This is a genomic window from Geomonas silvestris, assembly GCF_014193515.1.
Classification (GTDB): Bacteria; Desulfobacterota; Desulfuromonadia; order Geobacterales; family Geobacteraceae; genus Geomonas; species Geomonas silvestris.
This window is the reverse complement of sequence record NZ_BLXX01000004.1, coordinates 181,383-204,609: the sequence shown is the minus strand read 5'-3', so window position 1 is coordinate 204,609 and position 23,227 is coordinate 181,383. Positions and strand designations below refer to the sequence as shown.

The following is a 23,227-nucleotide window of genomic DNA, read 5'->3' as shown; positions in this document are numbered from 1 at the left end:
GCCATGTTCAAGCATCTAGACAACAACCGGGGCTTAAGCCTCATCGAGCTGGTGGTCACCATGGTCATCCTGGGGATCCTCACCTCGATGATCATCCCCTCGGCCCGCATGACCTCGATCCGGCTCAAGGAGTTGGAGCTCAAGCAGAACCTGCGCGAGATCCGGACCGCCCTCGACGAGTACAAGAAGTACTACGACAAGGCGGTGGAGGAGAAGAAGATCATCCCCTCGCTCAACAAGCCGGCCGGCTACCCGGAGACGCTGCAGGTGCTCGTCGACGGCTACGATTTCGGCGGCCTGGTGGGGTACAAGAAGAAGTTCCTCCGCAGGATCCCGTCGGACCCCTTCCACCCGGTGAAGGAGGGGGAACCGGCCTGGGGGATGCGCTCCTACGAGGACGAGCCGGACAGCAGCTCCTGGGGGGGGCAGGACGTCTTCGACGTCTATTCCCTCAGTGACGGAACCGCCCTGGACGGGACCAAATACAAGGACTGGTGACATGCTGAAGAAGTTACTGAAAACCCAGCGGGGCTTCACCCTGATCGAGCTGATGATCGTGGTCTCCATCGTCGGAATCCTGGCGGCCATCGCGGCACCCAACTACCAGTGGGGCCTCATCAAGGCGCGCGAGGCGGTCTTGAAGGAAGACCTCTACATGTTCCGCTCCACCATCGACCAGTTCTATGCGGACCAGGGGAAGTACCCGGACTCCCTGCAGGAGATGGCCGATAAGAAGTACCTGCGCGATGTTCCCAAGGATCCCTTTACCCGCACCGCCGAAACCTGGCAGGTGCTCCCCCCCCCCCAGGTCGAAGGGCAGGAGGTCAAGGGTAACGTCTACGACGTGCACAGCGGCTCTACCCTGGTCGGCACCGACGGCAAGCCCTACAACGAGTGGTGACCTGACGGCCGCCCACATGCAACGAGGTTCAGAAACGACATGATTCAACTCCACAACGTAGGGTTGTCCTACCAGCCCGAAGCGGCTGCGCTTTCCGATATCAACCTAAAGATCCCCAAAGGGGATTTCGTTTTTTTGACCGGGCAGTCCGGCGCCGGGAAGTCCACCCTTTTGAAACTCCTCTACGCAGAACTCACCCCGACCCGCGGCCAGGTGCTGATCGACGGACAGAACCTGACCCGGCTGTCGCGCTCCCAGATCCCCTTGGTGAGGCGCAGCATCGGCGTCGTGTTCCAGGACTACAAGCTGCTCCCCAACCGGACCGTCCTGGAGAACGTCGCCATCACCCTCGAGGTTTTGGGCTGGGGCCAGCGCGACATCGGCAAGAAGGTCTTCCACATCCTCAAGCGCATGGGGCTTGAGAGCAAGCTGAACTCCACGCCGCTTAGGCTCTCCGGCGGCGAGCAGCAGCGGGTCGCCCTGGCGCGCGCCCTGGTGAACGACCCGAAGATCCTGATCGCCGACGAGCCGACCGGAAACCTGGACGAGGAGAACAAGGAGGCGATCCTCGATTTCTTCAAGGAGGCCAACAACCGCGGGACCACCGTGGTGGTGGCAACCCACGACCGCCGGGTGATCGAAAACTCCCACCGCCGGGTGATCCGCCTGGACAAGGGACGTATCGTGGACCAGGGGCGCATCGTGGACCAGGGTGAGACGGGGTCCGCCCCTGAAGAGAGCGCGGAGGTGGCCGATGACAGCACCCAAGGCTAACGCCATGAAAAAAACCACCAAACCGGCGGGCGCCGTGCGTCCCAAGCTTGCCCAGGAAGGGTTCTTCGGGCGCTCCGGCTACTTTTTCGCCCGCGCGCTCGCCAACCTGCGCCAAAACGTCTTCGTGAGCGTCGTGACCGTGGGGACCATTTCGCTTGCGCTCCTGATCGCCGCGCTCTTCCTTTTGGTCTACGTGAACCTGGAAGGGCTCGCCAACGGCTGGAGCGACAAGGTGCAGATCACCGCCTACTTCGACAAGGAGCCGGCCCCCCTGGCGGTCGCCGCGTTAAAGACCACGGTAAAATCGATCCCCGGCACCAAGTCGGTGACCTTCATCAGCAAGCAGGAGGCGGAAAGCCGCCTGCGCGCCCGCCTGAAAGGGCAGGAGTCGCTTCTTGAGGGGGTGAATGCCGACGTGCTCCCCGCGTCGCTGGAGATCCGTCTGGACCGCGAGCACCGCGACAACTTCGCCGTCACCCACTACGTGGCGGCACTCAAGAAGGTGCAGGGGATCGGAGAGGTGCAGTACGGGGAGGAGTGGGTGCAGCGCTTCAACACGTTCATGAACTTCTTCAGGCTCATGGGGCTTCTCCTGGGGAGCTTCCTGACCATCGCCGTCCTCTTCATCGTCTCCAACACGATCAAGCTCACCATCTACGCCCGAAAAGAGGAGCTCGAGCTTTTGAGCCTGGTGGGGGCGACCCGCTTCTTCATCAAGGCCCCCTTCCTGATCGAGGGGGTGCTGCAGGGAGCCCTGGGGGCGCTCTTGTCGTTGCTCGCCCTGGCAGGCTGCTACTTCGCCTTTTTGCACAACGCCGGCAGCTTCCTCGGCGTCAACCCGGCCGGTGCAGGGCTCAGCTTCCTGTCGCCACTGCACCTTGCCGTCATCCTCGGGGGCGGGGTCCTTTTGGGCTTCATCGGCAGCCTCACCTCGCTCAGAAGGTTCGTCAACGTCTAGCATGCATCGACATCGCCTCATACAACTAACCTCCCTCGTGCTGGCTCTCGCCCTCGCGACCGCGGCCCAGGCCGGGGTCAAGGAAGACCTCCAGGGGGTACGCCGCGAGATCAAGGAAAAGAACCTGCTCCTCTCGAAGACCCGCAAGGTCGAGACCCAGGTCTCCGGCGAGCTGCAGCAGATCCAGCGCTCGCTCAAGGAGAAGCAGGACAACCTCACCACGCTGGGCCGCGACCTGGCCGGGGTGGAGCGGGGGATCGACCAGACCATGGCCGAGATCGAGCACACCCGCCAGGAAGCCGAGCAGAAGCGCTCGCACATCGAGCGGCGCATCGTGGCCCTCTACAAGGGGGGGGACATCGGCAACCTGAGGGTGATCTTCTCCTCCGAGAGCTTTCCCGAGATGTCCGAGAACCTGCGCTATTTAAAGAGCGTCCTGGCCCACGACAAGCAGCTCTTCGCCCGGTACAACGAGGACCTCGAGCACCTGAAGGGGCTCAAGGCGCGCCTGGAGCAGGACGCCTCCCGCAAAGAGGGGATCCGCCGCTCCATGGAGGCCAAGAAACGCGAGATCGAGCAGGAGCAAAACCGCAAGACGAGCTACCTGGTAAAGGTGCGCCAGGACAAGCAGGGGTACCTCTCCTCGATCAAGGAGCTGCAGGCAAACGCCAGGCGCCTGCAGAGCATGTTTGAAAGGCTTGAAGCTCGAAATAGAAAGGCGTATAGTGCCAAAAATCGTGGCAAGTCCGGTTCCGGAAGCCAGGGTAGCGTCGCTTCCCTGCCGCCCCCCACGCCGGTCCCCGACAAGGGGCTGGGCGCCCAGAAGGGACGGCTCTCCTTGCCGGTCAGGGGGACGATGATCGAAAGCTTCGGCAGGCACAAGCACCCCGACTTCAACTCCTTCACGGTCAGCAACGGCATCTCGGTGGCGGCACCCGCCGGAACGCCCATCCATGCGATCTTTGACGGCGAAGTTATCTTTGCCGATTATTTCAAAGGGTATGGTAATATGATCATCGTCGATCACGGGGGGGGCTTCTTCAGTCTCTACGCCCACGCCTCATCGATGGCCAAAAGGGTAGGGGCCAAGGTGGCGCGCAACGAGGTACTGGCGAGCGTCGGTGATCTCGACTCCAGCAAGGGGTCGATGTTGTACTTCGAGATACGTTATCAGGGTAAGCCGGTCGATCCGTCTCCCTGGTTCAGATGACACGCACTACATGAGATAGGGAGGCAGAATGTTCAAGGGCAGTAACTACAAAAAGGCGACGATTTTCATCGCGACAGTCTCACTGCTGACGCTTACCATCGCCTTTGGCGTTCAGCGCAGGTGTGCGGCCCAAAGCGCCGGCAACGACTACGAATCGATCGAACTCTTCACCGACGTGCTTTCCATCGTGAAGAAGAGCTACGTCGAGGACGTGGACACCAAGAAGCTGGTCTACGGCGCCATCAACGGCATGCTGAGCTCCCTCGATCCGCACAGCTCCTTCATGCCGCCGGAAACCTACAAGGAGATGAAGATCGACACCAAGGGTGCCTTCGGCGGCCTGGGTATCGAGATCACCGTGAAAGACGGTATCCTCACGGTCATTTCTCCGATCGAGGACACCCCGGCCTTCAAGGCGGGGATCAAGGCGGGCGACCAGATCCTGAAGATCGACGAGAAGTTCACCAAGGACCTGACCATAACCGATGCGGTGAAAAGGATGCGCGGCATCAAGGGAACCAAGGTCACCCTGACCATCATGCGCGAAGGGTTCGAGAAGACAAAGGACTTCATCCTGGAGCGTGACATCATCCAGGTGAAGAGCGTGAAGTCCAAGGTGCTGGACGACGGTTACGGCTACATCCGGATCTCCCAGTTCCAGGAGAAGACCGACGACGACCTCGAGAAGGCGCTCAAGAGCCTGCAGGCCACCGCTCCGCTCAAGGGGCTGGTGCTCGACCTCAGGAACGATCCCGGCGGGCTTTTGGACCAGGCGGTCAGGGTCTGCGAGCACTTCATCGACGAAGGGAAGCTGATCGTCTACACCGAAGGGCGCGAGAAGGACTCCAAGATGCGCTTCACCGCCCGAAAAGGCGGCAAAGAGGGGAGCTACCCGATCGTGGTCCTCATCAACAGCGGGTCGGCAAGCGCCTCCGAGATCGTGGCGGGCTGCCTGCAGGATCACAAACGTGCCGTGGTCATGGGTACCCAGAGCTTCGGCAAGGGGAGCGTGCAGACCATCATCCCGCTCTCCGACAACTCGGGCCTCAGGCTCACCACCGCCCGTTACTACACGCCGAGCGGCCGCTCCATCCAGGCCAAGGGGATCACCCCGGACATCGTGGCCGAGAAGGTTGAGATCGCCGCCACGACCGAGAAGAAGAACGACGGGATGCACATCCGCGAGAAAGACCTCGAGAACCACTTCGAGAACGACAAGAAAGAAGCGGTCGATGACAAGAAGGTGAAACCCGCTCCCTACAAGACCGACGAGAGCATCAAGGGCGACTCGCAAGTGCTGCGTGCCCTCGACCTCTTGAAAGGGTGGGACATCCTGAAGGCTATGGGCAAGGCGTAACGCAGTGCCGCCAGGCTGATGAAGGAAAAAGCGGAAGAGGAATACCTCTTCCGCTTTTTTTGTGCGTCAAAACGGGGAAAATGCCCTCATCAGCTGTTTCTTGACAGGGAAAGTGCGAGTGACGTAAAGTGCGGTACACTACCCACTGCGTTTAAAGCATTCTTGCTGGTGCGTTGAAACTCTGTCACCAGCCCCCTGCATCGTGAGGTCTTCATGTTCAAGTTCAAAAGAGCCGCGCTGTGCCAGTTACTGCTGATCTGGTCCTTGCTCCTGTCAGCACCGGCAGTATTCGCCGCCGGGTCCATCTCGATTGCTCCTGCCGGTAACGCCACGTTCAACGTGGTCGCCTCCGGAATCCCGGCGCCACACGCTTTCCATGTCATCGTAGGCTACGACAGCTCGCTGCTCACCGTGCAAAAGGTAACCCAGGGCGCCATGGCGTCCGGCTCGTTCTTCGCGTACAACGCGAACGTCCCGGGCTCGATCCAGATAGCCGCTTTGTCGCAGACTGGCATGAGCGGTTCCGGGGTCCTTGCCACCATAACCTTCACCCAGATTGGCAGCACTCCGGGGAGGCTCTCTGTCGGGCCGGGTACCACCAATCCGGTGCTGGACGGGACCGTCCCCACAGCCAAGAACATCCCGGTCAGTTTCGGATCCTGGGCACCTTCCGACCTGCAGGATAACAGTTCGACGCTCACGGCATCCGGGTCGGGGAGCAACGATGCCAACAAGAGTGGCGATACCGGCAACAAAGGCGGTACTTCCGGCACCTACAGCGTAGGCGGCACCCTCAGCATGCCGACGGACGACTCCGGCGCCCCCCGCAAAGAGACCACCTCCCCGCAGGTACCGCAGGAAGGCCGCGAGACTGCGCCGCCCACCCCGGCACCGACCCCTGAACCGACCGCGGCGCCGGAGGTTCCGGTCACTGCCAAGAAAGCCGAGAGGTACCAGGCCCATACGGTGACGAGCGTCCTGGAGAAGTTCCGCCTGTTCAGCGGCGAGAAGACACCGCAGAAGCTCACTGCTCTCTTTGCGACGGATGCGAGGTTCGCGCAGACTCCCGCAATCGGCATCTCCGATGGTAAATCGACCGTGACCGTGCGTATCTCGCACCTGCCGGGCGAGCGGGCGCCGAACTTCGCCTTCAGCCACGCGCGGTACGTGTCGCTGCAGCAAACAAGCGAAGGGGAGTGGCAGCTGGAGCTCAGACCCGACAAGAACACCATCAGGGCCGGCATCATCATGACGGTGGACGGCGTGGAGCAGGAGATCCCCCTGACGGTGCTCCCCAGGGTGAACGTCGACCTCGACAAGTCCGGCAGCGTCAACGAGGCGGACTTCCAGCAGTATCTGAAGGAACACGGGACGGAGAAGGCTCCCCGGTACGACCTGAACGGCGACGGCCGGCGCGACTACCAGGACGACTACATCTTCACCGGCAACTACCTGCTCCAGCAGGACGCGAGGCCCGCAGCGGCACCGAAGAAGTAGTTGGCAACCTGCCGCGCCGCGGTGGGAAGAACGTTTCGATCGATGCGGGAGGTCATCCTCGGGTGGCCTCCCGCTAGTTTTGTCAAAAGGAGAAGCATGAAAGAAGTCCACGCATATGCAGATGGGCGCCTGGTGCGCGACGAGACCGAGGTGGTGGGGGAGTTTCCCCTGGTGATCCGGGTGAACGACCGGGAACTGGTGACGTTGGTCGCCTCGCCGCACGACCTCAGGTTCCTGGTTGCGGGGTTCCTGCGGGTCCAAGGGTTCGTCGGCTCGGTCGACGACTTCCAGATGCTCAGCGTCTGCAACGATTACGGGGTCGCCAACGTAAGGATCAAGGGTGAGCTTCCCGAGACCCTCAAGCCGATCCTCACCTCCGGATGCGGCACCGGCGTCACCTACAGCCTCCCGGGCGCAGGTGAGGGAAACCTCCGGGTGGCCGACGGGGAACCGGTGACCCCGGAGGCGATTTTTGCCCTCATGGAGCAACTGGCGCGCAAGGCGGAGCAGTACAAGGTGCACGGCGGCGTCCATTCCGCCGCAGTCGGCGCCCTCGACGGCACCCTCGTCCTGCACGCCGAGGACATCGGCCGGCACAACACGCTGGACCGCCTGGCGGGGGAGGCCCTGATCCGGCGCATGGAACTTTCCGGAATGCTTCTGGTCACCTCGGGTCGCATCTCTGCGGAAATGGCCGCCAAGGCCGCCGGACTCGGCATCCCGCTCATCGCCTCGCGCACCTCGCCGACTGACATGGCGATCAGGATCTGCCAGGAAGCGGGGATCACGCTGATCGGCTACCTGCGCGGCGGCACCTTCCTCGTCTACACGCACCCCCAACGGCTCTCCGCAGCGGCGGAATAACGGAGAAAACGGCAGCAGCCTCGAAGAGGGTGCTGCCGTTTCGTTATCGGCTCCGTTGCTACCTTTGCCCTTTCCCCCCGTCGACACATTTTGACTCCGCCAGATACCAGGTCCGCCAGGCCAAGAGGCTCCCGCCGCTTCATCCTGGCGGTTGCCGGACTGTGACCTCGAGACCATTTCAATAATTGACAAAGCAGGGTAAAAACTGTATACAGTATGCGTTCAAATGAACGATGACTGTATCGTTTTCATCCCGTAACTGTCGTAATTCGCTGGTTAAAATATCACGAGGAGGCATCATGATCGACGCGTACCTGAAGCAAGAAGCCGAACGCAAGGCACTGGGAATTCCTGCCAAACCCCTCGATCCGGAACAGACTGCAGATTTGTGCAAACTGCTGCAGGCTCCCCCGGCCGGGCAGGAGGCATTCCTGCTGAATCTTCTGAAAGAGCGGGTTTCCCCGGGCGTTGATCCGGCGGCCGAGGTGAAGGCCAAGTTCCTCGCCGACATTCTTTCCGGTTCCGCAACCTCCCCGCTGGTATCCAAGAAAGACGCGGTGCAGATCCTGGGCACCATGCTGGGTGGCTACAACGTGACCCCGCTGGTCGCCGCCCTGAAAGACGCCGAGTTGGCCGATGCGGCCGTCACCGCGCTTTCCGGCATCACCCTGGTCTACGATGCCTTCGACGACGTCCTCGCACTCTCCAAGACCAACGCCGCTGCGAAAAAGGTTATCGAGTCCTGGGCCAACGCCGAGTGGTTCACCTCCAAGCCGGGGCTGCCGGAGACCGTGAAGGTGAAGGTCTACAAGGTGGAAGGCGAGATCAACACCGACGACTTCTCCCCGGCGGGCGACGCCTGGAGCCGTCCGGACATCCCGCTGCACGCGCTTGCCATGGGCAAGACCCGCTTCCCGGACGGTAACGCCACCATCGCCAAATTCCGTGCCGAAGGGTACGAGGTTGCCTTCGTGGGCGACGTCGTGGGTACCGGTTCCTCCCGCAAGTCTGCCTGCAACTCGGTACTCTGGGCGATCGGCAAGGACATCCCGGCCGTTCCCAACAAGCGCCGCGACGGCATCATCATCGGCGGCGTCATCGCCCCGATCTTCTTCAACACCGCCCAGGACTCCGGCGCCTTCCCGATCAAAACCGACGTGACCAAGATGAAGACCGGCGACGTCATCGTGATCGACTCCAAGAAGGGCGAGATCAAGAGCGAGTCCGGTGCAGTGCTCTCCAGCTTCAAGGTGGCTCCCAACACCCTGTTCGACGAGTTCCGCGCCGGCGGCCGCATCCCGCTGATCATCGGCCGTGCACTCACCGACCGCGCCCGCAAGGCGCTCGGCATGGGCCCGACCGACGTCTTCACCCTGCCGGTCAACCCGACCCCGAAAGCAGGGCAGGGCTACTCGCTGGCCCAGAAGATGGTTGGCCGCGCCTGCGGCGTAGAAGGGATCCTGCCGGGTACCGCCTGCGAGCCGAAGATGACCACCGTCGGTTCCCAGGACACCACCGGCCCGATGACCGCCGACGAGCTGAAAGAACTCGCCTGCCTCAAGTTCCTGGCGCCGATGTTCATGCAGTCCTTCTGCCACACCGCGGCCTACCCGAAGCCGGCCGACGTCAAGATGCACAAGACCCTGCCGCAGTTCATCATCGAGCGCGGCGGCGTACCCCTGAAGCCCGGCGACGGCGTCATCCACTCCTGGCTGAACCGCCTCCTGGTTCCGGACACCGTCGGTACCGGCGGCGACTCGCACACCCGTTTTCCGATCGGCATCTCCTTCCCGGCAGGTTCCGGCCTGGTTGCCTTCGCCGGCGCCCTCGGCTTCATGCCGCTCGACATGCCCGAGTCCGTACTGGTGCGCTTCAAAGGGAAGTTCAACCCGGGCATTACGCTGCGTGACGCGGTGAACGCGATCCCGCTGTGGGCCATCAAGCAGGGTCTTCTGACCGTGCCCAAGAAGAACAAGGTGAACATCTTCAACGGCCGCATCCTCGAGATGGAAGGTCTCCCCGAGCTCTCCGTCGAGCAGGCCTTCGAGCTGACCGACGCCGCCGCCGAGAGGAGCGCCGCTGCCGGTTGCATCAAGCTCTCCGAGGAGTCGGTGGCTACCTACCTGCGCTCCAACGTGGCACTCATGAAGCAGATGATCGCCGACGGCTACCAGGATGCCCAGACCCTGCAAAACCGCATCGACGCGGTCAACGAGTGGCTCAAGGCACCGAAGCTTCTGGCAGCCGACGCCAACGCCGAGTACGCCGCGGTCATCGAGATCGATCTCGCCGAGATCACCGAGCCGATCCTCGCCTGCCCGAACGACCCGGACGACGTGAAGGTGCTCTCCGAAGTGGCCGGCACCCCGATCCAGGACGTGTTCCTTGGCTCCTGCATGACCAACATCGGCCACTTCCGCGCCGCCGGTGAGATCTGGAGAGGGACCAAGTTCAACCCCAGCGTCCGCACCTGGATCTGCCCGCCGACCCGCATGGACCAGCAGAAGCTCAAAGACGAGGCGTACTTCTCCGTGTACAGCGCCATGGGCGCCCGCATCGAGATCGCCGGCTGCTCGCTGTGCATGGGTAACCAGGCCCGCGTGCCCGACGGGGTGAACATGTTCTCCACCTCGACCCGCAACTTCGACGACAGGATCGGCAACGGCGCCAAGGTGTTCCTGGGCTCCGCCGAACTGGGCGCCGTCACCGTGAACCTGGGCAAGCTCCCGACCCCGGCCGAGTACCTCCAGGTGTACAAGGAGAAGGTCGAGCCGAACAAGGAGAAGGTGTACAAGTACCTGCAGTTCGACGAGGCGTAACAGCCGAAGTCGGCTTGAACAACAAAAGGCCCACCGGGAAACCGGTGGGCCTTTTTGCGTTGGTGGTTTTTTCATCGGACCGATCTGTCGGATCAGTCGGACCGGACCGAACCAGGGGATAGCCCCGAACTACAACAGTTGCTTAAGCTCGTCGATAAGCCCCTTGAGCAGGTCGTAGCCGTTTTGCCAGAACGCGGGGTCGCTCATCTCGATGCCGGCGGGAGCAAGGGTGTCGGCCGGGGTCTTCGCCCCGCCGTCCGCCAGGATGCCGCGGTAGACCGGCAGGAACTTCTCGCGCTCCTTGAGGTACATCTGGTACAGCGACAAGACCAGCAGCTCGGCGCAGGTGTACGAGTAGCAGTAGAACCGGGCGTGGATGAAGTGCGAGATGTAGCTCCAGCCGTAGCGGTAGGGGGGGATCATCTCCACGGCGTCGCCGTAGAGCTTGTGGTTTTCCTCCCACCAGAAATCGCACAGGGTGCTCGCCGTCAAGAGACCGTTTTTGCGCTCCAGGTGCATGCGCTCCTCGAAGCGGGTCAGCACGTTCTGCCGGAAGGTGGTCGCGATGATGTCCTCGATCTTGGCGCACAGCAGCGACTTCTTCAGCTCGCGGTCCGTCTCGTTCTCCAAAAGCAGCCGGGTGAGCAGCATCTCGCCGAAGACCGACGCCGTCTCCGCCAAGGGGAGCGGCGGGTGGTAGTTCAGCATGGTCTGCACCTGGGCCAGATGGTAGTGGATGCCGTGGCCGACCTCGTGCGCGATGGTGGAGACATCCCTCAGGTTCCCCGTGAAGTTCAAGAGGAGATAGGGGGGGAGCGACGGGGTCATACCCATGCAGAAGGCGCCACCGCTCTTCCCGGGGCGCGGCAGCACGTCGACGCGGCGCTCGGTGAAGAAGTCGTCGGCCAGCTTGGCGAACTCCTCCGAAAACCCGCCGTAGGCCTTGACCACCAGAGCACGCGCCTCCTCGAGGCTGTAGGTCCTGCCGCTGTCGCTTAGCGGCGCATAGACGTCGGAGTTCTTCAGTTTCGGGATCCCCAGCAACTGAGCCTTGAGCTTGAAGTACTCCTGGGCCAGCGGGTAGTTGGCCTCGGATACCTGCATGAGGCTTTCCACCACCTCGGTCGGGATCTCGTTCCCCAGGTTGGTGGGCTCCATCGGGTGCTGGTAGCTCCTCAACTCCATGTCCTGTGCGTGGTCCAAGGCCGCATTGTTGAACACCGCCGAGAAGAGGATCTCGTGCTCCTGGTGCTTGTTCAGGAAGGTGCTGAAGGCGCGCTCGCGCACGGCGGCGTCCGGGTGGTGCAGCATGGCCAGCAGTTCTTCACCGGTAAAATCGCGTTCCTCGCCGTCGAGCTCCATCTTGTAGCGCAGCGAGGCGGAAACCTCGTCGAAGAGGCGGGAGAAGGCCTGCACGCCGGTCAGCCCCTTCTGGGAGAGGAGGCTCTCCTCGCGCTCGCTCAGGGTGTGGGGGCGGAATTTGCGCAGCGCCTCCAGAAAATGCCGATAGACCTCCAGCCGGCTGTCCTCCACCAGAGCGGTGAAGGCAGCGTCCTGCAACTGGATGATCTCCAGGTCGAAGAAGAGCAACTCCCTCCCCATCAGGTTTCCGAACTCGGCGGCCTTTTGAGAAAGCCTCTTGTTGTCGTCGCTCTCGCTGTCAGCCGCGAAGAGCAGGTGAGCGTAAAGCTGCGGCTTGATCAACAGTTCCTGGAGTTTCTCGTACTCCTTAAGGGCGGCTAGCAGTCCCTCGGCGGAAAGGCCGGCAACCTTTTCGCGGTAGCGCTCTCTGAACGCGGCGACTTCCTTGCTACCCTTGTCGAAATCATCGGCCAGTTCAGGAGAGGTCGTGGAGGGGTAAAGCGGTGTGGTATCCCAGGTAAGCTCGTTGCTCATGGTGATCTCCTGATTTTTCTCAATAAATACAAATAAGTGACCTCAGATACTAATAGATGGGGGGAGGACTGTCAAGCTGGAGAGGCCGGAGGCAGGTTCTGCGTGGTCTGTTCAACGCCCTCTGTTGCAAACTTCGGGTCGCCGGTTTAAGGTCCGGCGCTGTGAGGAGATTACGGGTTCCCAGGTGAGCTCGCGCCGGCAGCGACGAAGCTGGATCGCCCGCGGAGTGGCAGCATGTCTAGTGAAGTGATTTTTCGTGATTTTGCAGCGGAACTCATCCTTGACAAGGGAATTCGGGTGGGGTAGAACTACACTGGTTTAAATTAACGAACTCTAAGGTTTTTCATGGACACTCTGCTCGTCATAGAAGCAACCGAGACACTGCGCCGCGAACTGGCGGAAGCGCTGGGAACGGAATATATCGTGTTGCAAGGTGCCGACTTCAACCAGGCCATGGAGCAGTTTCACCGGCACAATCCCAAAGTGGTGGCGCTCGACCTGGGGTTGCCCCCTGACCTCGAGGGAACCGCGGAAGGGTTCCGCTGCCTGCAGTGGATGCTGGGGAGCCAGCCGGAAACCAAGGTGGTGGTTCTGACCGGGAACGGCGACTGGGAGACCGCGCACCGGGCCCTGCGCTTTGGCGCCTACGATTTCTACCACAAGCCGGTGAACCTGGACGAACTGAAGAGCGTCATAAAGCGCGCCTTTCAGTTGATCAACCTGGAAGAGGAACGCCGGCGCCTGCAGGAAACCCTGGACCGGCGGGGGCAGGGACTCGAAGGGGTCGTGGGGCAGTGCGCGGCAATGCAGCGTGTCTATTCAGCGGCTCAGATGGTGTCGGCATCCGACGTCCCCGTGCTGATAACCGGGGAGCTCGGCACCGGCAAGGAACTGGTGGCACGCACCATCAAGTCGTTGAGTGCCAGGGGAGACGGGCCTTTCGTCCCGATCCAGTGCGCGGTAACCAATAAGGATCAACTGGGGAGCGAGCTGTTCGGTGCGGAGTGCGGAGCCGGAGTGGGGGTGGCCGTACTGCCGGGGAAGATCGAACACGCAGCCCAAGGGACCTTGTTCATCAACGAACCCGCGGAACTGCCGCAGCATCTGCAGGTTAAGCTTTTAAGGGTGTTGCAGGAGAGAAAGCTGCAGCGGGTTGGCGGGACCCGGGACATCGACACCGACATCAGGATCATCTGCGCCTCGCGGGAAAACCTGTCCCACGCGGTACGGGCCGGGCTGCTTTTGGAGGAACTCTACTATCGCCTCTCGGTGATCACCCTGGAACTGCCGCCGTTACGCACCCGTGGACAGGACATCATGCTGCTTGCCCACCTCTTTCTGCGCCGCTTTGCCCAGGCGTGCAACGCGCGGGTCCGCGGCTTCACTGCCGAGGCGGTCGCGGCGCTGGAAGGCCACAGCTGGCCCGGAAATGTCGGGGAGCTCGAGGGGCGTGTGCAGCGCGGAGTGATTCTCAGCGAAGGCCCCTTCCTGGAACCGGCGGTGCTGGGGCTGGGAGTGGAACCGGTTCGTGAGGACGTCGCCGCGTCGCGCAGCCTGAGTCTCAGAGAAGCCCGGGACCGAGCCGAGCGAACCGTCATCAGTGCGGCTGTCGATTCGAGCCGCGGCAACCTCGCGAAGGCAAGCGAGTTGCTCGATGTGAGCCGGTCGACCCTCTACGACCTTTTAAAAAAGCACGGACTCTTCAATCCCGCCGGCAGTCGTTAGGCTTAGGTTAAGGTTGAGGTTAGTGGTTAGTGGTTTATCCCGTTTATCCCATTCATCCCTGTTGATCGGTTTAAATCCGCTTTATCCCTTTTATCCCTGTCCGAGGCAGACCGTGAGGGACCCGTCCCGCGGCAACAGTTCGCTGAAGTACCTGATGTTGGTGAACCTCTCGGAAACCGCAGGCGTTGCCGTCGAGCTGAAGCGGCCGACGTGGATCAGGTACGTGATCCCAAAGAGCCGTGCCGTCTCCAGGTTGGTCTCGCTGTCCTCGCCGAGCATGGTCCTCTCCGCCCGATAGCTGATCCTTTCCTGAAGTTTCCCCCAAAACGCCGGGTCCTCCTTGGGAAGTCCCAGGTCGTGAGCCGAAATGATCCCGTCAAAATAGGGGCCGATGCTGGTCCGCCGCAGCTTAAGGTCGAGCGTCTTGCCGTGGGCGTTGGTGACCAGGTGGACCGCCTTGCCGTGCTGGCGCAGGAAAAGCAGGAACTCGATGACGAAGGGGTGCACCGCGATCAGGTGGCGCACCTCTTCCTTCAAGACCGGGATCTCCAGCCCGAGTTGTGCCGACCAGTAGTCGAGGTCGGTCCAGTTGAGCGTGTTCTCCTGGGAGCGGAACATCCGGTAGAGGCGCTCTTTGGCCTCCTCGATGCTGCCGCCGTGCTTTTGCGCCCAGCGCATCGGCACGTGCTCGAGCCAGAAGTGATCGTCGAAGTGGCGGTCCAGAAGCGTGCCGTCCATGTCGAGCAGGATGGTGTCGATCTGGTTCCAATCTATGGTAAGCGGGGCGGGGGCCATCGTGGGTTCCTTGCTGGGGTCAGGTCAACCTGAGGTTCACGGGAAAGCAGAACTGTCGCCGAAAGAAAAGTCCCCTCTCCCCTTGCGGGAGAGGGACAAGGTGAGGGGGAAGGTGCCGGCTCTGCAGCAGTTGGCAACTTCACCCACCCCCTGTCCCCCTCCCGTCAGGGGAGGGGGGACCATTAGGTGATTGGCTTACGTTTGTTGTGGTGCACGGAAGGCAGACTAGAGCCTCCTCCTGACGCTGGAGGAAGCCAGCGTCGCGACCTAGTTTGCCTTCGCTTCGAGAAACGCCTTCACCAGGTCCTTGTCCGCATCCATCACCTCGCAGCGGGTTTCCAGTCCCGCGAGGGCGGCCAACTGGGGCGGCAGCGGGGTAGGGGCGCCGACCGCCTTCTCGACCGCTTCGCCGAACTTGGCAGGATGCGCGGTGGCAAGGCAGACCGCGCTGGAACCGTCGGTGACGCACTTAAGCGCGCCGTGGACCCCGACCGCGGTGTGCGGATCGAGGGTGTAACCGGTCTCGCGGTAGAAGTCTGCGATGGTCTTGAGCGTCTCCGCTTCACCCACCGAGCAGGTCAAAAACTCGCTCTGCACCTGCTTTTGCTCTTCGGCGCTGAACACGATGCGGCCGGTCTGGCGCAGCTCGGCGAATGCCTCGCGCACCCGGGCCGGATTCTCGTTGAAGAGGTAGTAGAGGTAGCGCTCCAGGTTCGAGGCGAGCTGGATGTCCATGGAGGGCGAGACGGTCTGCACGACTTGGCCCAGGGAGTAGTCGCCGCTGGCCACGAAGCGGCTCAGGATGTTGTTCTCGTTGGTGGCGAGCAGAAGCTTCTTGACCGGGAGTCCCATCCTCTTGGCCAGGTAGCCGGCGAAGATGTCGCCGAAGTTGCCGGTGGGGACCGAGAAAATCACCTCTTCCTGTTCCGGGAGCCGGCCCCAGGCGTAGAAGTAGTAGACCACCTGCGCAAGCACGCGGGCCCAGTTGATGGAGTTCACCGCACCCAGCGCGTACTTCTCCTTGAAGGGGAGGTCGTTGAACAGGGTCTTCACGATGTCCTGGCAGTCGTCGAAGGTCCCCTTGACGGCGATGTTGTGTACGTTGGCGTCGAGCACCGTGGTCATCTGGCGCGCCTGGATCGGGGAGGTCTTCAGGTGCGGGTGCAGGATGAAGATGTTGATGTTTTCCTTGCCGCGCACGCCGGCGATGGCCGCGCTCCCGGTGTCGCCCGAGGTGGCCCCCAGGATGTTCATCTTTTGGCCGCGCTCTTTCAGAAGGTACTCGAAGAGGTTCCCCAAGAGCTGCAGGGCCACGTCCTTGAATGCCAGGGTCGGCCCGTGGAAGAGTTCGAGGATGTAGACGCCGTTCTTTTTCACCAGCGGCGTGGTATCCGCGTGGTTGAACGAGGCGTAGGAGCGGTCGATCAGCTCCTTGAGATCCTGTTTCGGGATGTCGGTGGCGAACAGGGAGATGATGTTGAAGGCGAGCTCCCGGTAGGGTAGTTTCGACCAGGCAGCAACGGTAGCGCGATCCAGGTGCGGAATGCTCTCGGGCAGGATCAAGCCGCCATCGGTGGCAAGTCCCATCATGACAGCGTCTTTGAAGCCGATCGGTGCGATACTTCCCCTGGTGCTTAGGTATTTCATGGTCGTTTCTCTTTCCTTTGCTAGGTAGTCGGCCGTTCGGCACAGCGTCCATATATAACAGTTAAAATGCTAAAAGTGAAGAGATAGCTGGCCGTGCGCCGACTCGCTACTGCAGGCGTTTCGCTCTGCGCTGGCCCTTCTTTCCTCGTGGAGGTGCTTTCGCAGCCATACGTTGACACAAACGGCCGCTCCGTTGTAATAGAATCTCTGAGCACTGAATGAAAGCCTTGGTAATCGAGAGCAGCCTGGGGACGGGATGGAGAACTGCCGCGTGGAATGTCTGAGCCAGGAATTGTCGGAAAAGCAGATCCAGTTCAACAACGCCATGCAGCGCTACCGGTCGCTCGCGCGCTACCAGGTTTTCAATTTCGCCGTCTCCAGCGCCAATGTCTCACTGCAGGCGTGTCTGCTGTATCTCGTCTGGCCGGTGAGCATCGGCCCCGTCGGTCAAGCCGTCGCCATTGTTATTTCTGTCCTGCTCACCGACTTCATCAACGGTCTGGTGCACATGATGATGGACAACAACGATCGCTACGACTCGATCTTCGGTCCCTTCATCGCCAACTTCCACCTGCACCACAAGGTCTTGCAGTACAAGAAACGGCCGCTTCCCGTGGTCTATTTCAACGAGACCGGCTCGAAGATCTGGCTCGTCGGTTATCTGTTGTTCGTGCTGCTGCTGTTCAAGATGGGGCAGCTGCAACCGCTAGCCGCCCATATCTTCGTGTACGTCGGCATTCTCTCCTCCCTGGCCGAGGTCTCGCACTACCTCGCGCACAGTTCCGCCGCACCTCTCACCCTGTTCCTGGGTTCCCTCAAGCTTATCCTTCCCAAGCGGCACCACGCCCGGCACCACCTGCAAGACAACCAGAACTACGCATTCTTGAACGGGATGACCGATCCGCTCCTGAATCTCTTAGCCAGAGGCTGGTACCCCGGCTACAAAAAAACCACCGATACGCACTACGCCTTTTACGCACCGGACGACCTCGAGAGCAGGTGAGTGGCCGACAGGTTCAAAAGCGTGAAGCGCAGAGGCGCACAGGGGAGCACAGAGGAAAGACAAAAAACGGGGGAAAATCCAAAGGTCTCAGTTTTTCCTCGGTGCACCTTTTGATTTCCCCCTGTGTTACTCTGTGGTTAGCTCTTAGATTTTACGGTTTTTCTGTGCGCCTCTGTGTCCTCTGTGGTTAAGGCTTTGTCTTCGGTGCATTCAAGTACCATTGCGAACCACGTTTCCTATGGGAAATGCACAATGTAGCGCAGGTTTTCAGGCTGAGTTCCCGCTAAGGGAAGGCGTAGAAAAAGCCGCTGCAACCTTCCTGTCAAAAAAGGTAAGATAGCAGACGACGGTGCCCCAGTTCCGTGCCGCAGGTCTCTGAAAAACGGGAAGAATCCCTAAAAAAATCCCTTGCATAAAGGAACAGTACGTGGTACATAATGGGTCACATGTTAATGTTCACTCAAAAGTGAGCTCTTCCGGCTCACTTTTTTTATTGGGAAATCGAAAGTTATGGCAAAAGTAGACGTAGCTGAACGACTCACCGAGGTGATCGAACAGATCGCGACTCCGCTCGGTATGGAACTGGTTGATCTGGAGTACAAGCGGGAAGGGCGGGACATGGTGGTCCGGGTTTTCCTGGACAAGGAAGGCGGCATCACCCTGGACGACTGCGCCGGGGTAAGTCGCGAGCTTTCTGACATTCTCGACGTGGAAGATATCATCTCCGGTCACTACAATCTGGAGGTTTCCTCCCCCGGAATCTGCCGGCCCCTGAAAAAGGTGGCGGATTTCCAGCGCTACGCGGGGAAGCTCGTCAAGGTGCGCACCTACGACATGTGGGCCGACGACCAGGGGAACAAGCGCAAGACCTTCCTCGGCACCTTGACCGGGATCGAGGGCGGCGTCATCGGCGTGGATCTCAAAGAGGGGCAGCACGCAGCGATCCCGCTGGAAAAGGTGGCCAAGGCCAACCTCGAGTTTGAATTTTAATCTTTTTACACCTGACAATATCAGAAAGTCGAAGGAGACAGTGACGTGGAAACGAGCTTTAACCTCAAGCATACCATTGACCAGATCGTCAAAGAGAAGGGTATCGACAAGAACATCGTCGTGGAGGCGCTGGAACAGGCCGTTCTGACCGCTGCCAACAAGAAGTTCCGCAATACCCGCGATCTGGAAGCTCACTACAACCCGGAGATCGGTGAAGTGGAGCTGTTTGAGTTCGTTACCGTCGTGGACGAAGTGGAGGATTCCTATCGCGAGATCGAACTGGTCGAGGCGCGCGAGGAGGATCCGGATGTCGAGGTGGGCGACTCCATCGGCATGAAGATGGACGCCAGCGGCTTCTCCCGCATCGCTGCCCAGACCGCGAAGCAGGTCATCATCCAGCGCGTGCGCGAGGCCGAGCGCGAGACCATCTACAACGAGTTCCAGGAGCGCATGAACGAGATCGTGAACGGCGTGGTGCGCCGCTTCGAGAAGGGCGACCTCATCGTCGACCTGGGGCGCGCCGAGGCGCTTTTGCCGCACAAGGAGCAGGCCCCGCGCGAGGTCTACCGTCAGGGCGACCGCGTCAAAGCTGTCATCACCGAGATCCGCATGACCACCAAGGGGCCGCAGATCATGCTGTCGCGCACCCATCCCCAGATGCTCGCCAAGCTCTTCGAAGCCGAGGTGCCGGAGATCGCCGAAGGGATCGTGGAGATCAAGGGTGTCGTGCGCGAGCCGGGCGGGCGCGCGAAGATCGCCGTCTACTCGCACGACTCCGACGTCGATCCGGTCGGCGCCTGCGTCGGCATGCGCGGCAGCCGCGTGCAGAACGTGGTCTCCGAACTGAGGGGCGAGAAGATCGACATCATCCCCTGGAGCGACGACATCGCCCGTTTCGCCTGCAACGCACTGGCTCCTGCCGTGGTCTCCAAGGTCTATGTCGACGAGGAAGAGTACGCCATGGAAGTCATCGTGGCCGACGACCAGCTCTCGCTCGCCATCGGCAAGCGCGGCCAGAACGTGCGGCTCGCCGCCAAGCTGACCGGCTGGAAGATCGACATCAAGAGCGAAACCCGCATGGCCGAGGCGGAACTTTTGCAGTTCGCCTCCTATGACGGAACCGAAGTCGAGGCCGCCGAGGCCGAGGCCGAGGCTGCCGCGGAGGCCCCGGTTGTCGAGGTTGCCGCGGAGGCCCCGGTTGTCGAGGTTGCCGCAGAGGAGCAGGAATAGAATTTATGCCTAAGGCTGAACCGCAGCGCAGCTGCATAGCCTGCCGGGAACCCAGGGACAAGCGCGGTCTGATCCGCTTCGTCCTGGCCCCCGACACCACCGTGGTACCCGACCTGCAGCAGAAGCTCCCGGGCCGCGGGGTGTACACCTGCTGCAAGGCGAGCTGCCTTAAGGCGGCAGCCCAGAAAAGGCAGTTCAGCCGCGGCTTCAAGACCGAGGTGCTGGGGGGCGACCCCGAACAGCTGGTACGCCAGGTGGGCGCCAAGATGGAAGAACGCATCGCCGGGTACCTTTCGCTTGCCAACAAGGGGGGGAAGGTCGTCTCCGGCTCCGACCAGGTAGCCGAAAAGCTGAAGAAGGGCGGCGTCGGCATACTGTTTCTGGCCACGGACATCTCGGCGGATATCGGAGAAAAGTTTCGTGGCCTCGCAGAACTCAAAGGGGTTGCCTGCATGGCCCTGTTCACCAAGGAGCGCCTTGGGGAACTGATCGGTAAAGAGTTGAGGAGCGTGCTGGCCATACTGGACAGCGGCTTTGTCGGCTCGATAAGTTTGGAAATGGAAAGATACAGGAACTTCTTTGAGGAGGAGCGTGAGTAGATGAGTAAAACCCGCGTATACGAGCTGGCGCAACAGATGGGGATCGACAATAAGGAGCTGATGGCACGGTTGGCTGCCCTTGGCGAGCCGGTGACCAATCATATGGCCGTTTTGGAAGATTCGGTGGTCAAGGCACTTACCGCCCCGGCGCAGCAGCCGACCCACAAAGAAGTGTCCCAGGAAGAGGTCCGGGTCAAGCCGACCCTGATCCGGCGCCGTGCGAAAGTGGTGGAGACGCCCGAGCCTGAGGCCGCAGAGGCCGCCGCACCGACCGTCGAGCCGGTCCAGGAAGCCCCGGCTGCACCGGCAGCAGCGCCGGTCCAGGAAGTTGCCGAGGAGCCCAAGAAGCCGGTCCGCGATCCGGGTCGCGCCATCATCATCGAGGCAGCCCCGAAGCCGGCGGCTCCGCAGGCACCTGCAGCCGCGAAACCGGCGTCCGCCGCCGAGCAGAAGCCGGCAGCTTTGGCCGCCAAGGCACCCGAGACTCCGGTCGAGGCCAAGCCCGCGGCTCCCGCCGCACCTGAGGCCGCCAAACCGGCAGATAAGGTCGAGGCTCCGGCCCAGGCCCCGCAGGCACCCGCTGCCGCACAGCCGGCGCAGCCTGCCGCGCCCCCCAAGGTCGAAGCACAGCCGGAACAGGCTTCGCCGACCCGCGCCAAGATCCTCGGCCGCGTCGAGATCCCCATTCCCACCCAGCGTCCGGCCGAACGCCGCGAGTACCAGCGTCCGGCAAACGGCGAGCGTCCGGCCCCGCGTCCGGGGATGCCGCGCGGCGTGGAGCGCCCGGGCACCGAGCGCCCGGCACCGCGTACCGGCGAGCGTCCTGCTCCGCACATGCGTTCCGACCGTCCGGCGCCGCTTGCTCCGGTGGAAGTGCCGCTGAGTGCCGACGACCGTCGCAAAGGCGCCCGCAAGCCGGCACCCGCAGGCGGTACCGACTACGCCAAGAACGGCAAGAAAGGGGCTCCGGCCAGCAAGGGTAAAAAGGAAGCCTTCAAAAAGCCGGATCTCATGGACAAGCGCGAGCGGGTCTTCGAGCCCGGTCCGCGCTCCAAGGGTAAAAAACGCGGCGTCGAGAAGGTCCAGATCGGCAAGAAGACCGAGATCACCGTACCTAAGGCCATCAAGAGGATTATCAAGATCAGCGAATCGATTACCGTAGGCGAACTCGCCAAGCGCATGGGGATCAAGGCCACCGACCTGATCCGCGCCCTGATGAAGATGGGGGTCATGGCCACCATCAACCACCCGCTCGACTTCGACACCGCGACCATCCTCGCCACCGACTTCGGCTACGAGATCGAAAACGTGGCGCTGGACGTCGAGGAGATGCTGGAGGCCGAGCCGGATGCACCGGAGAGCCTGCAGAAGCGTCCGCCGGTCGTAACCATCATGGGTCACGTCGACCACGGCAAGACCTCGCTTCTGGACGCCATCCGCGAGACCAACGTCATCGCGGGCGAGGCGGGGGGCATCACCCAGCACATCGGCGCCTACGACGTCGAGCTGAACGGCCGCAAGATCACCTTCCTGGATACCCCGGGCCACGAGGCCTTTACCGCGATGCGCGCCAGGGGTGCCAAGGTCACCGACATCGTCATCCTGGTGGTGGCAGCGGACGACGGCGTCATGCCGCAGACCCGCGAGGCTGTGAACCACTCGAAGGCCGCCGGCGTACCGATCATCATCGCGATCAACAAGGTCGACAAGCCCGAGGCGAACCCGACCCGCGTCAAGCAGGAACTCATGGAGTTCGGGCTGGTGGCGGAAGAGTGGGGCGGCGACACCATCTTCGTCGAGGTTTCCGCCAAGAAGCGGATCAACCTCGAGTCGCTCCTGGAGATGGTCCTTTTGCAGGCGGACGTCCTGGAGCTTAAGGCCAACCCGGACAAGGCGGCACGCGGCACCATCGTCGAGGCGAAACTCGACAAGGGCCGCGGCCCGGTAGCCACCGTCCTCGTTCAGGAAGGGACCATGAAGGTCGGCGACTACTTCGTGGCCGGGGTTCACTACGGCCGCGTACGCGCCATGCAGAACGACCGCGGCGAGAAGGTGCCGGCTGCAGGTCCCGCCATGCCGGTCGAGGTCATCGGCTTCACCGGTGTTCCCGACGCGGGCGACATCTTCGTCGCCATGGCTGACGAGAAGCAGGCCAAAGAGATCGCCAACCACCGCCAGATGAAGCTGCGCGAGTCCGAACTGGCCAAGCACAGCAAGCTCTCCCTGGAGCAGCTCTACGAGAAGATCCAGAAGGGCGAGGTCAAGGACCTCAACACCATCGTCAAGGGCGACGTACAGGGCTCGGTGGAGGCGGTTGCCGAATCGCTCAGAAAACTCACCACCGCAGCGATCCGTCTCAACGTGCTGCACGCCTCGGTTGGCGCCATCACCGAGACCGACGTCAACCTGGCCAGCGCCTCCAACGCCATCATCCTCGGCTTCAACGTGCGTCCCGAAGTCAAGGCCGCGGCACTCGCCGAGAAGGAAGGGGTGGACGTTCGCCTCTACAACATCATCTACGACGCGGTGGACGACATCAAGAAGGCGATGGAAGGCCTCCTCGAGCCGACCTTCAAGGAGAAGTACCTGGGTCGCGCCGAGATCCGCGAGGTCTTCTCGGTACCCAAGGTCGGCAACGTGGCCGGCTCCTACGTCACGGACGGCAAGATCGTCAGGAACGCCCAGGTCCGCCTGTTGCGCGACAACGTGGTGGTCTACGAAGGGAAGCTCTCCAGCCTGCGCCGCTTCAAGGACGACGTGAAGGAAGTCGCCAACAACTACGAGTGCGGCATGTCGCTTGAGAACTACAACGACCTCAAGATCGGCGACATCTTCGAGTGCTTCGAGATGGAGAAGGTGGCCGGCAAGCTGTAATTAAGACCATTACCTCCTCACCCCCTCCCTTGACGGGAGGGGGCAGGGGGTGGGTGAAGCAGCTACGCAGTGACGCGGTCACGGTCCC

General features: G+C 61.8%; 18 protein-coding genes. 15 read left to right on the top strand and 3 right to left on the bottom strand.

The genetic code is table 11. The features are described from left to right. The first annotated feature begins 3 nt into the window (after positions 1-3). From GMST_RS08945 to acnB, 9 genes are all read left to right on the top strand, one after another. A complete protein-coding gene (locus tag GMST_RS08945) occupies positions 4-498 on the top strand; it encodes a type II secretion system protein (protein WP_183354298.1) in 495 nt (164 codons plus the stop codon). A gap of 1 nt (position 499) precedes the next feature. Continuing rightward, entirely contained in the window at positions 500-901 is a 402-nt protein-coding gene (locus GMST_RS08940) for a type IV pilin protein (protein ID WP_183354297.1), read from the top strand. A 39-nt stretch (positions 902-940) separates the two neighbouring features. Beyond that, positions 941-1,675, top strand: coding sequence for a cell division ATP-binding protein FtsE (ftsE, locus tag GMST_RS08935; protein WP_183354296.1), 735 nt, complete (start codon positions 941-943; stop codon positions 1,673-1,675). Then, positions 1,656-2,633, top strand: coding sequence for a permease-like cell division protein FtsX (ftsX, locus tag GMST_RS08930; RefSeq protein WP_246399327.1), 978 nt, complete (start codon positions 1,656-1,658; stop codon positions 2,631-2,633). Before ftsE ends, ftsX begins: the two co-directional genes overlap by 20 nt. 1 nt (position 2,634) lies before the next feature. Continuing rightward, positions 2,635-3,843 (top strand): murein hydrolase activator EnvC family protein, encoded by a 1,209-nt coding sequence (locus tag GMST_RS08925; protein ID WP_183354295.1) that lies wholly within the window; start codon positions 2,635-2,637, stop codon positions 3,841-3,843. Between the two features lie 28 nt (positions 3,844-3,871). Beyond that, positions 3,872-5,200 carry a S41 family peptidase gene (locus GMST_RS08920; protein WP_183354294.1) on the top strand — a complete coding sequence of 443 codons (1,329 nt, stop codon included), beginning with the start codon at positions 3,872-3,874 and terminating at the stop codon, positions 5,198-5,200. Positions 5,201-5,413: 213 nt separating this feature from the next. Then, on the top strand, positions 5,414-6,697 hold the full coding sequence (locus GMST_RS08915) for a cohesin domain-containing protein (RefSeq protein WP_183354293.1): 1,284 nt from the start codon (positions 5,414-5,416) through the stop codon (positions 6,695-6,697). A 96-nt stretch (positions 6,698-6,793) separates the two neighbouring features. Next, on the top strand, positions 6,794-7,561 hold the full coding sequence (fdhD, locus tag GMST_RS08910; RefSeq protein ID WP_183354292.1) for a formate dehydrogenase accessory sulfurtransferase FdhD: 768 nt from the start codon (positions 6,794-6,796) through the stop codon (positions 7,559-7,561). Positions 7,562-7,860: 299 nt separating this feature from the next. Continuing rightward, complete coding sequence (gene acnB, locus GMST_RS08905; protein ID WP_183354291.1) at positions 7,861-10,380, top strand: bifunctional aconitate hydratase 2/2-methylisocitrate dehydratase; 2,520 nt, start codon at positions 7,861-7,863, stop codon at positions 10,378-10,380. A gap of 129 nt (positions 10,381-10,509) precedes the next feature. Here acnB and GMST_RS08900 read toward each other — a convergent pair whose 3' ends face one another. Then, on the bottom strand, positions 10,510-12,276 hold the full coding sequence (locus tag GMST_RS08900; protein WP_183354290.1) for a M3 family oligoendopeptidase: 1,767 nt from the start codon (positions 12,274-12,276) through the stop codon (positions 10,510-10,512). Positions 12,277-12,621: 345 nt separating this feature from the next. Here GMST_RS08900 and GMST_RS08895 point away from each other — a divergent pair, with 345 nt between their 5' ends. Beyond that, positions 12,622-14,001, top strand: a complete 1,380-nt coding sequence (locus tag GMST_RS08895) for a sigma 54-interacting transcriptional regulator (RefSeq protein WP_183354289.1) — start codon at positions 12,622-12,624, stop codon at positions 13,999-14,001. A 90-nt stretch (positions 14,002-14,091) separates the two neighbouring features. Here the strand turns inward: GMST_RS08895 and GMST_RS08890 are convergent, their stop codons facing one another. Then, entirely contained in the window at positions 14,092-14,796 is a 705-nt protein-coding gene (locus tag GMST_RS08890; RefSeq protein WP_183354288.1) for an HAD-IA family hydrolase, read from the bottom strand. A gap of 267 nt (positions 14,797-15,063) precedes the next feature. Continuing rightward, positions 15,064-16,443, bottom strand: a complete 1,380-nt coding sequence (gene thrC, locus GMST_RS08885; protein WP_183354287.1) for a threonine synthase — start codon at positions 16,441-16,443, stop codon at positions 15,064-15,066. A 271-nt stretch (positions 16,444-16,714) separates the two neighbouring features. Between thrC and GMST_RS08880 the strand changes: the two genes are divergently transcribed. The 5 genes from GMST_RS08880 (at position 16,715) to infB (ending at position 23,139) form a co-directional block, all read left to right on the top strand. Further along, the gene (locus GMST_RS08880; protein WP_183354286.1) at positions 16,715-17,446 is read left to right on the top strand and encodes a fatty acid desaturase CarF family protein; all 732 of its coding nucleotides are present in this window, start codon (positions 16,715-16,717) and stop codon (positions 17,444-17,446) included. A 510-nt stretch (positions 17,447-17,956) separates the two neighbouring features. Beyond that, a complete protein-coding gene (gene rimP, locus GMST_RS08875; protein WP_183354285.1) occupies positions 17,957-18,436 on the top strand; it encodes a ribosome maturation factor RimP in 480 nt (159 codons plus the stop codon). A gap of 45 nt (positions 18,437-18,481) precedes the next feature. Continuing rightward, positions 18,482-19,666 (top strand): transcription termination factor NusA, encoded by a 1,185-nt coding sequence (nusA, locus tag GMST_RS08870; protein WP_246399316.1) that lies wholly within the window; start codon positions 18,482-18,484, stop codon positions 19,664-19,666. Between the two features lie 5 nt (positions 19,667-19,671). Next, positions 19,672-20,265, top strand: a complete 594-nt coding sequence (locus GMST_RS08865; protein ID WP_183354284.1) for a DUF448 domain-containing protein — start codon at positions 19,672-19,674, stop codon at positions 20,263-20,265. Then, a complete protein-coding gene (gene infB, locus GMST_RS08860) occupies positions 20,266-23,139 on the top strand; it encodes a translation initiation factor IF-2 (protein WP_183354283.1) in 2,874 nt (957 codons plus the stop codon). It abuts the gene before it with no gap. Positions 23,140-23,227: the final 88 nt, after the last annotated feature.

What these genes read in the sequence shown, in the direction of transcription:
- GMST_RS08920 (WP_183354294.1), top strand. Translation starts at nt 3,872, where the DNA reads ATGTTCAAGGGCAGTAACTACAAAAAGGCGACGATTTTCATCGCGACA.
- GMST_RS08890 (WP_183354288.1), bottom strand. Translation starts at nt 14,796, where the DNA reads ATGGCCCCCGCCCCGCTTACCATAGATTGGAACCAGATCGACACCATC.
- GMST_RS08865 (WP_183354284.1), top strand. Translation starts at nt 19,672, where the DNA reads ATGCCTAAGGCTGAACCGCAGCGCAGCTGCATAGCCTGCCGGGAACCC.
- GMST_RS08895 (WP_183354289.1), top strand. Translation starts at nt 12,622, where the DNA reads ATGGACACTCTGCTCGTCATAGAAGCAACCGAGACACTGCGCCGCGAA.
- GMST_RS08915 (WP_183354293.1), top strand. Translation starts at nt 5,414, where the DNA reads ATGTTCAAGTTCAAAAGAGCCGCGCTGTGCCAGTTACTGCTGATCTGG.
- infB (WP_183354283.1), top strand. Translation starts at nt 20,266, where the DNA reads ATGAGTAAAACCCGCGTATACGAGCTGGCGCAACAGATGGGGATCGAC.
- rimP (WP_183354285.1), top strand. Translation starts at nt 17,957, where the DNA reads ATGGCAAAAGTAGACGTAGCTGAACGACTCACCGAGGTGATCGAACAG.
- thrC (WP_183354287.1), bottom strand. Translation starts at nt 16,443, where the DNA reads ATGAAATACCTAAGCACCAGGGGAAGTATCGCACCGATCGGCTTCAAA.
- ftsE (WP_183354296.1), top strand. Translation starts at nt 941, where the DNA reads ATGATTCAACTCCACAACGTAGGGTTGTCCTACCAGCCCGAAGCGGCT.
- fdhD (WP_183354292.1), top strand. Translation starts at nt 6,794, where the DNA reads ATGAAAGAAGTCCACGCATATGCAGATGGGCGCCTGGTGCGCGACGAG.
- ftsX (WP_246399327.1), top strand. Translation starts at nt 1,656, where the DNA reads ATGACAGCACCCAAGGCTAACGCCATGAAAAAAACCACCAAACCGGCG.
- GMST_RS08900 (WP_183354290.1), bottom strand. Translation starts at nt 12,276, where the DNA reads ATGAGCAACGAGCTTACCTGGGATACCACACCGCTTTACCCCTCCACG.
- GMST_RS08945 (WP_183354298.1), top strand. Translation starts at nt 4, where the DNA reads ATGTTCAAGCATCTAGACAACAACCGGGGCTTAAGCCTCATCGAGCTG.
- GMST_RS08940 (WP_183354297.1), top strand. Translation starts at nt 500, where the DNA reads ATGCTGAAGAAGTTACTGAAAACCCAGCGGGGCTTCACCCTGATCGAG.
- acnB (WP_183354291.1), top strand. Translation starts at nt 7,861, where the DNA reads ATGATCGACGCGTACCTGAAGCAAGAAGCCGAACGCAAGGCACTGGGA.
- GMST_RS08925 (WP_183354295.1), top strand. Translation starts at nt 2,635, where the DNA reads ATGCATCGACATCGCCTCATACAACTAACCTCCCTCGTGCTGGCTCTC.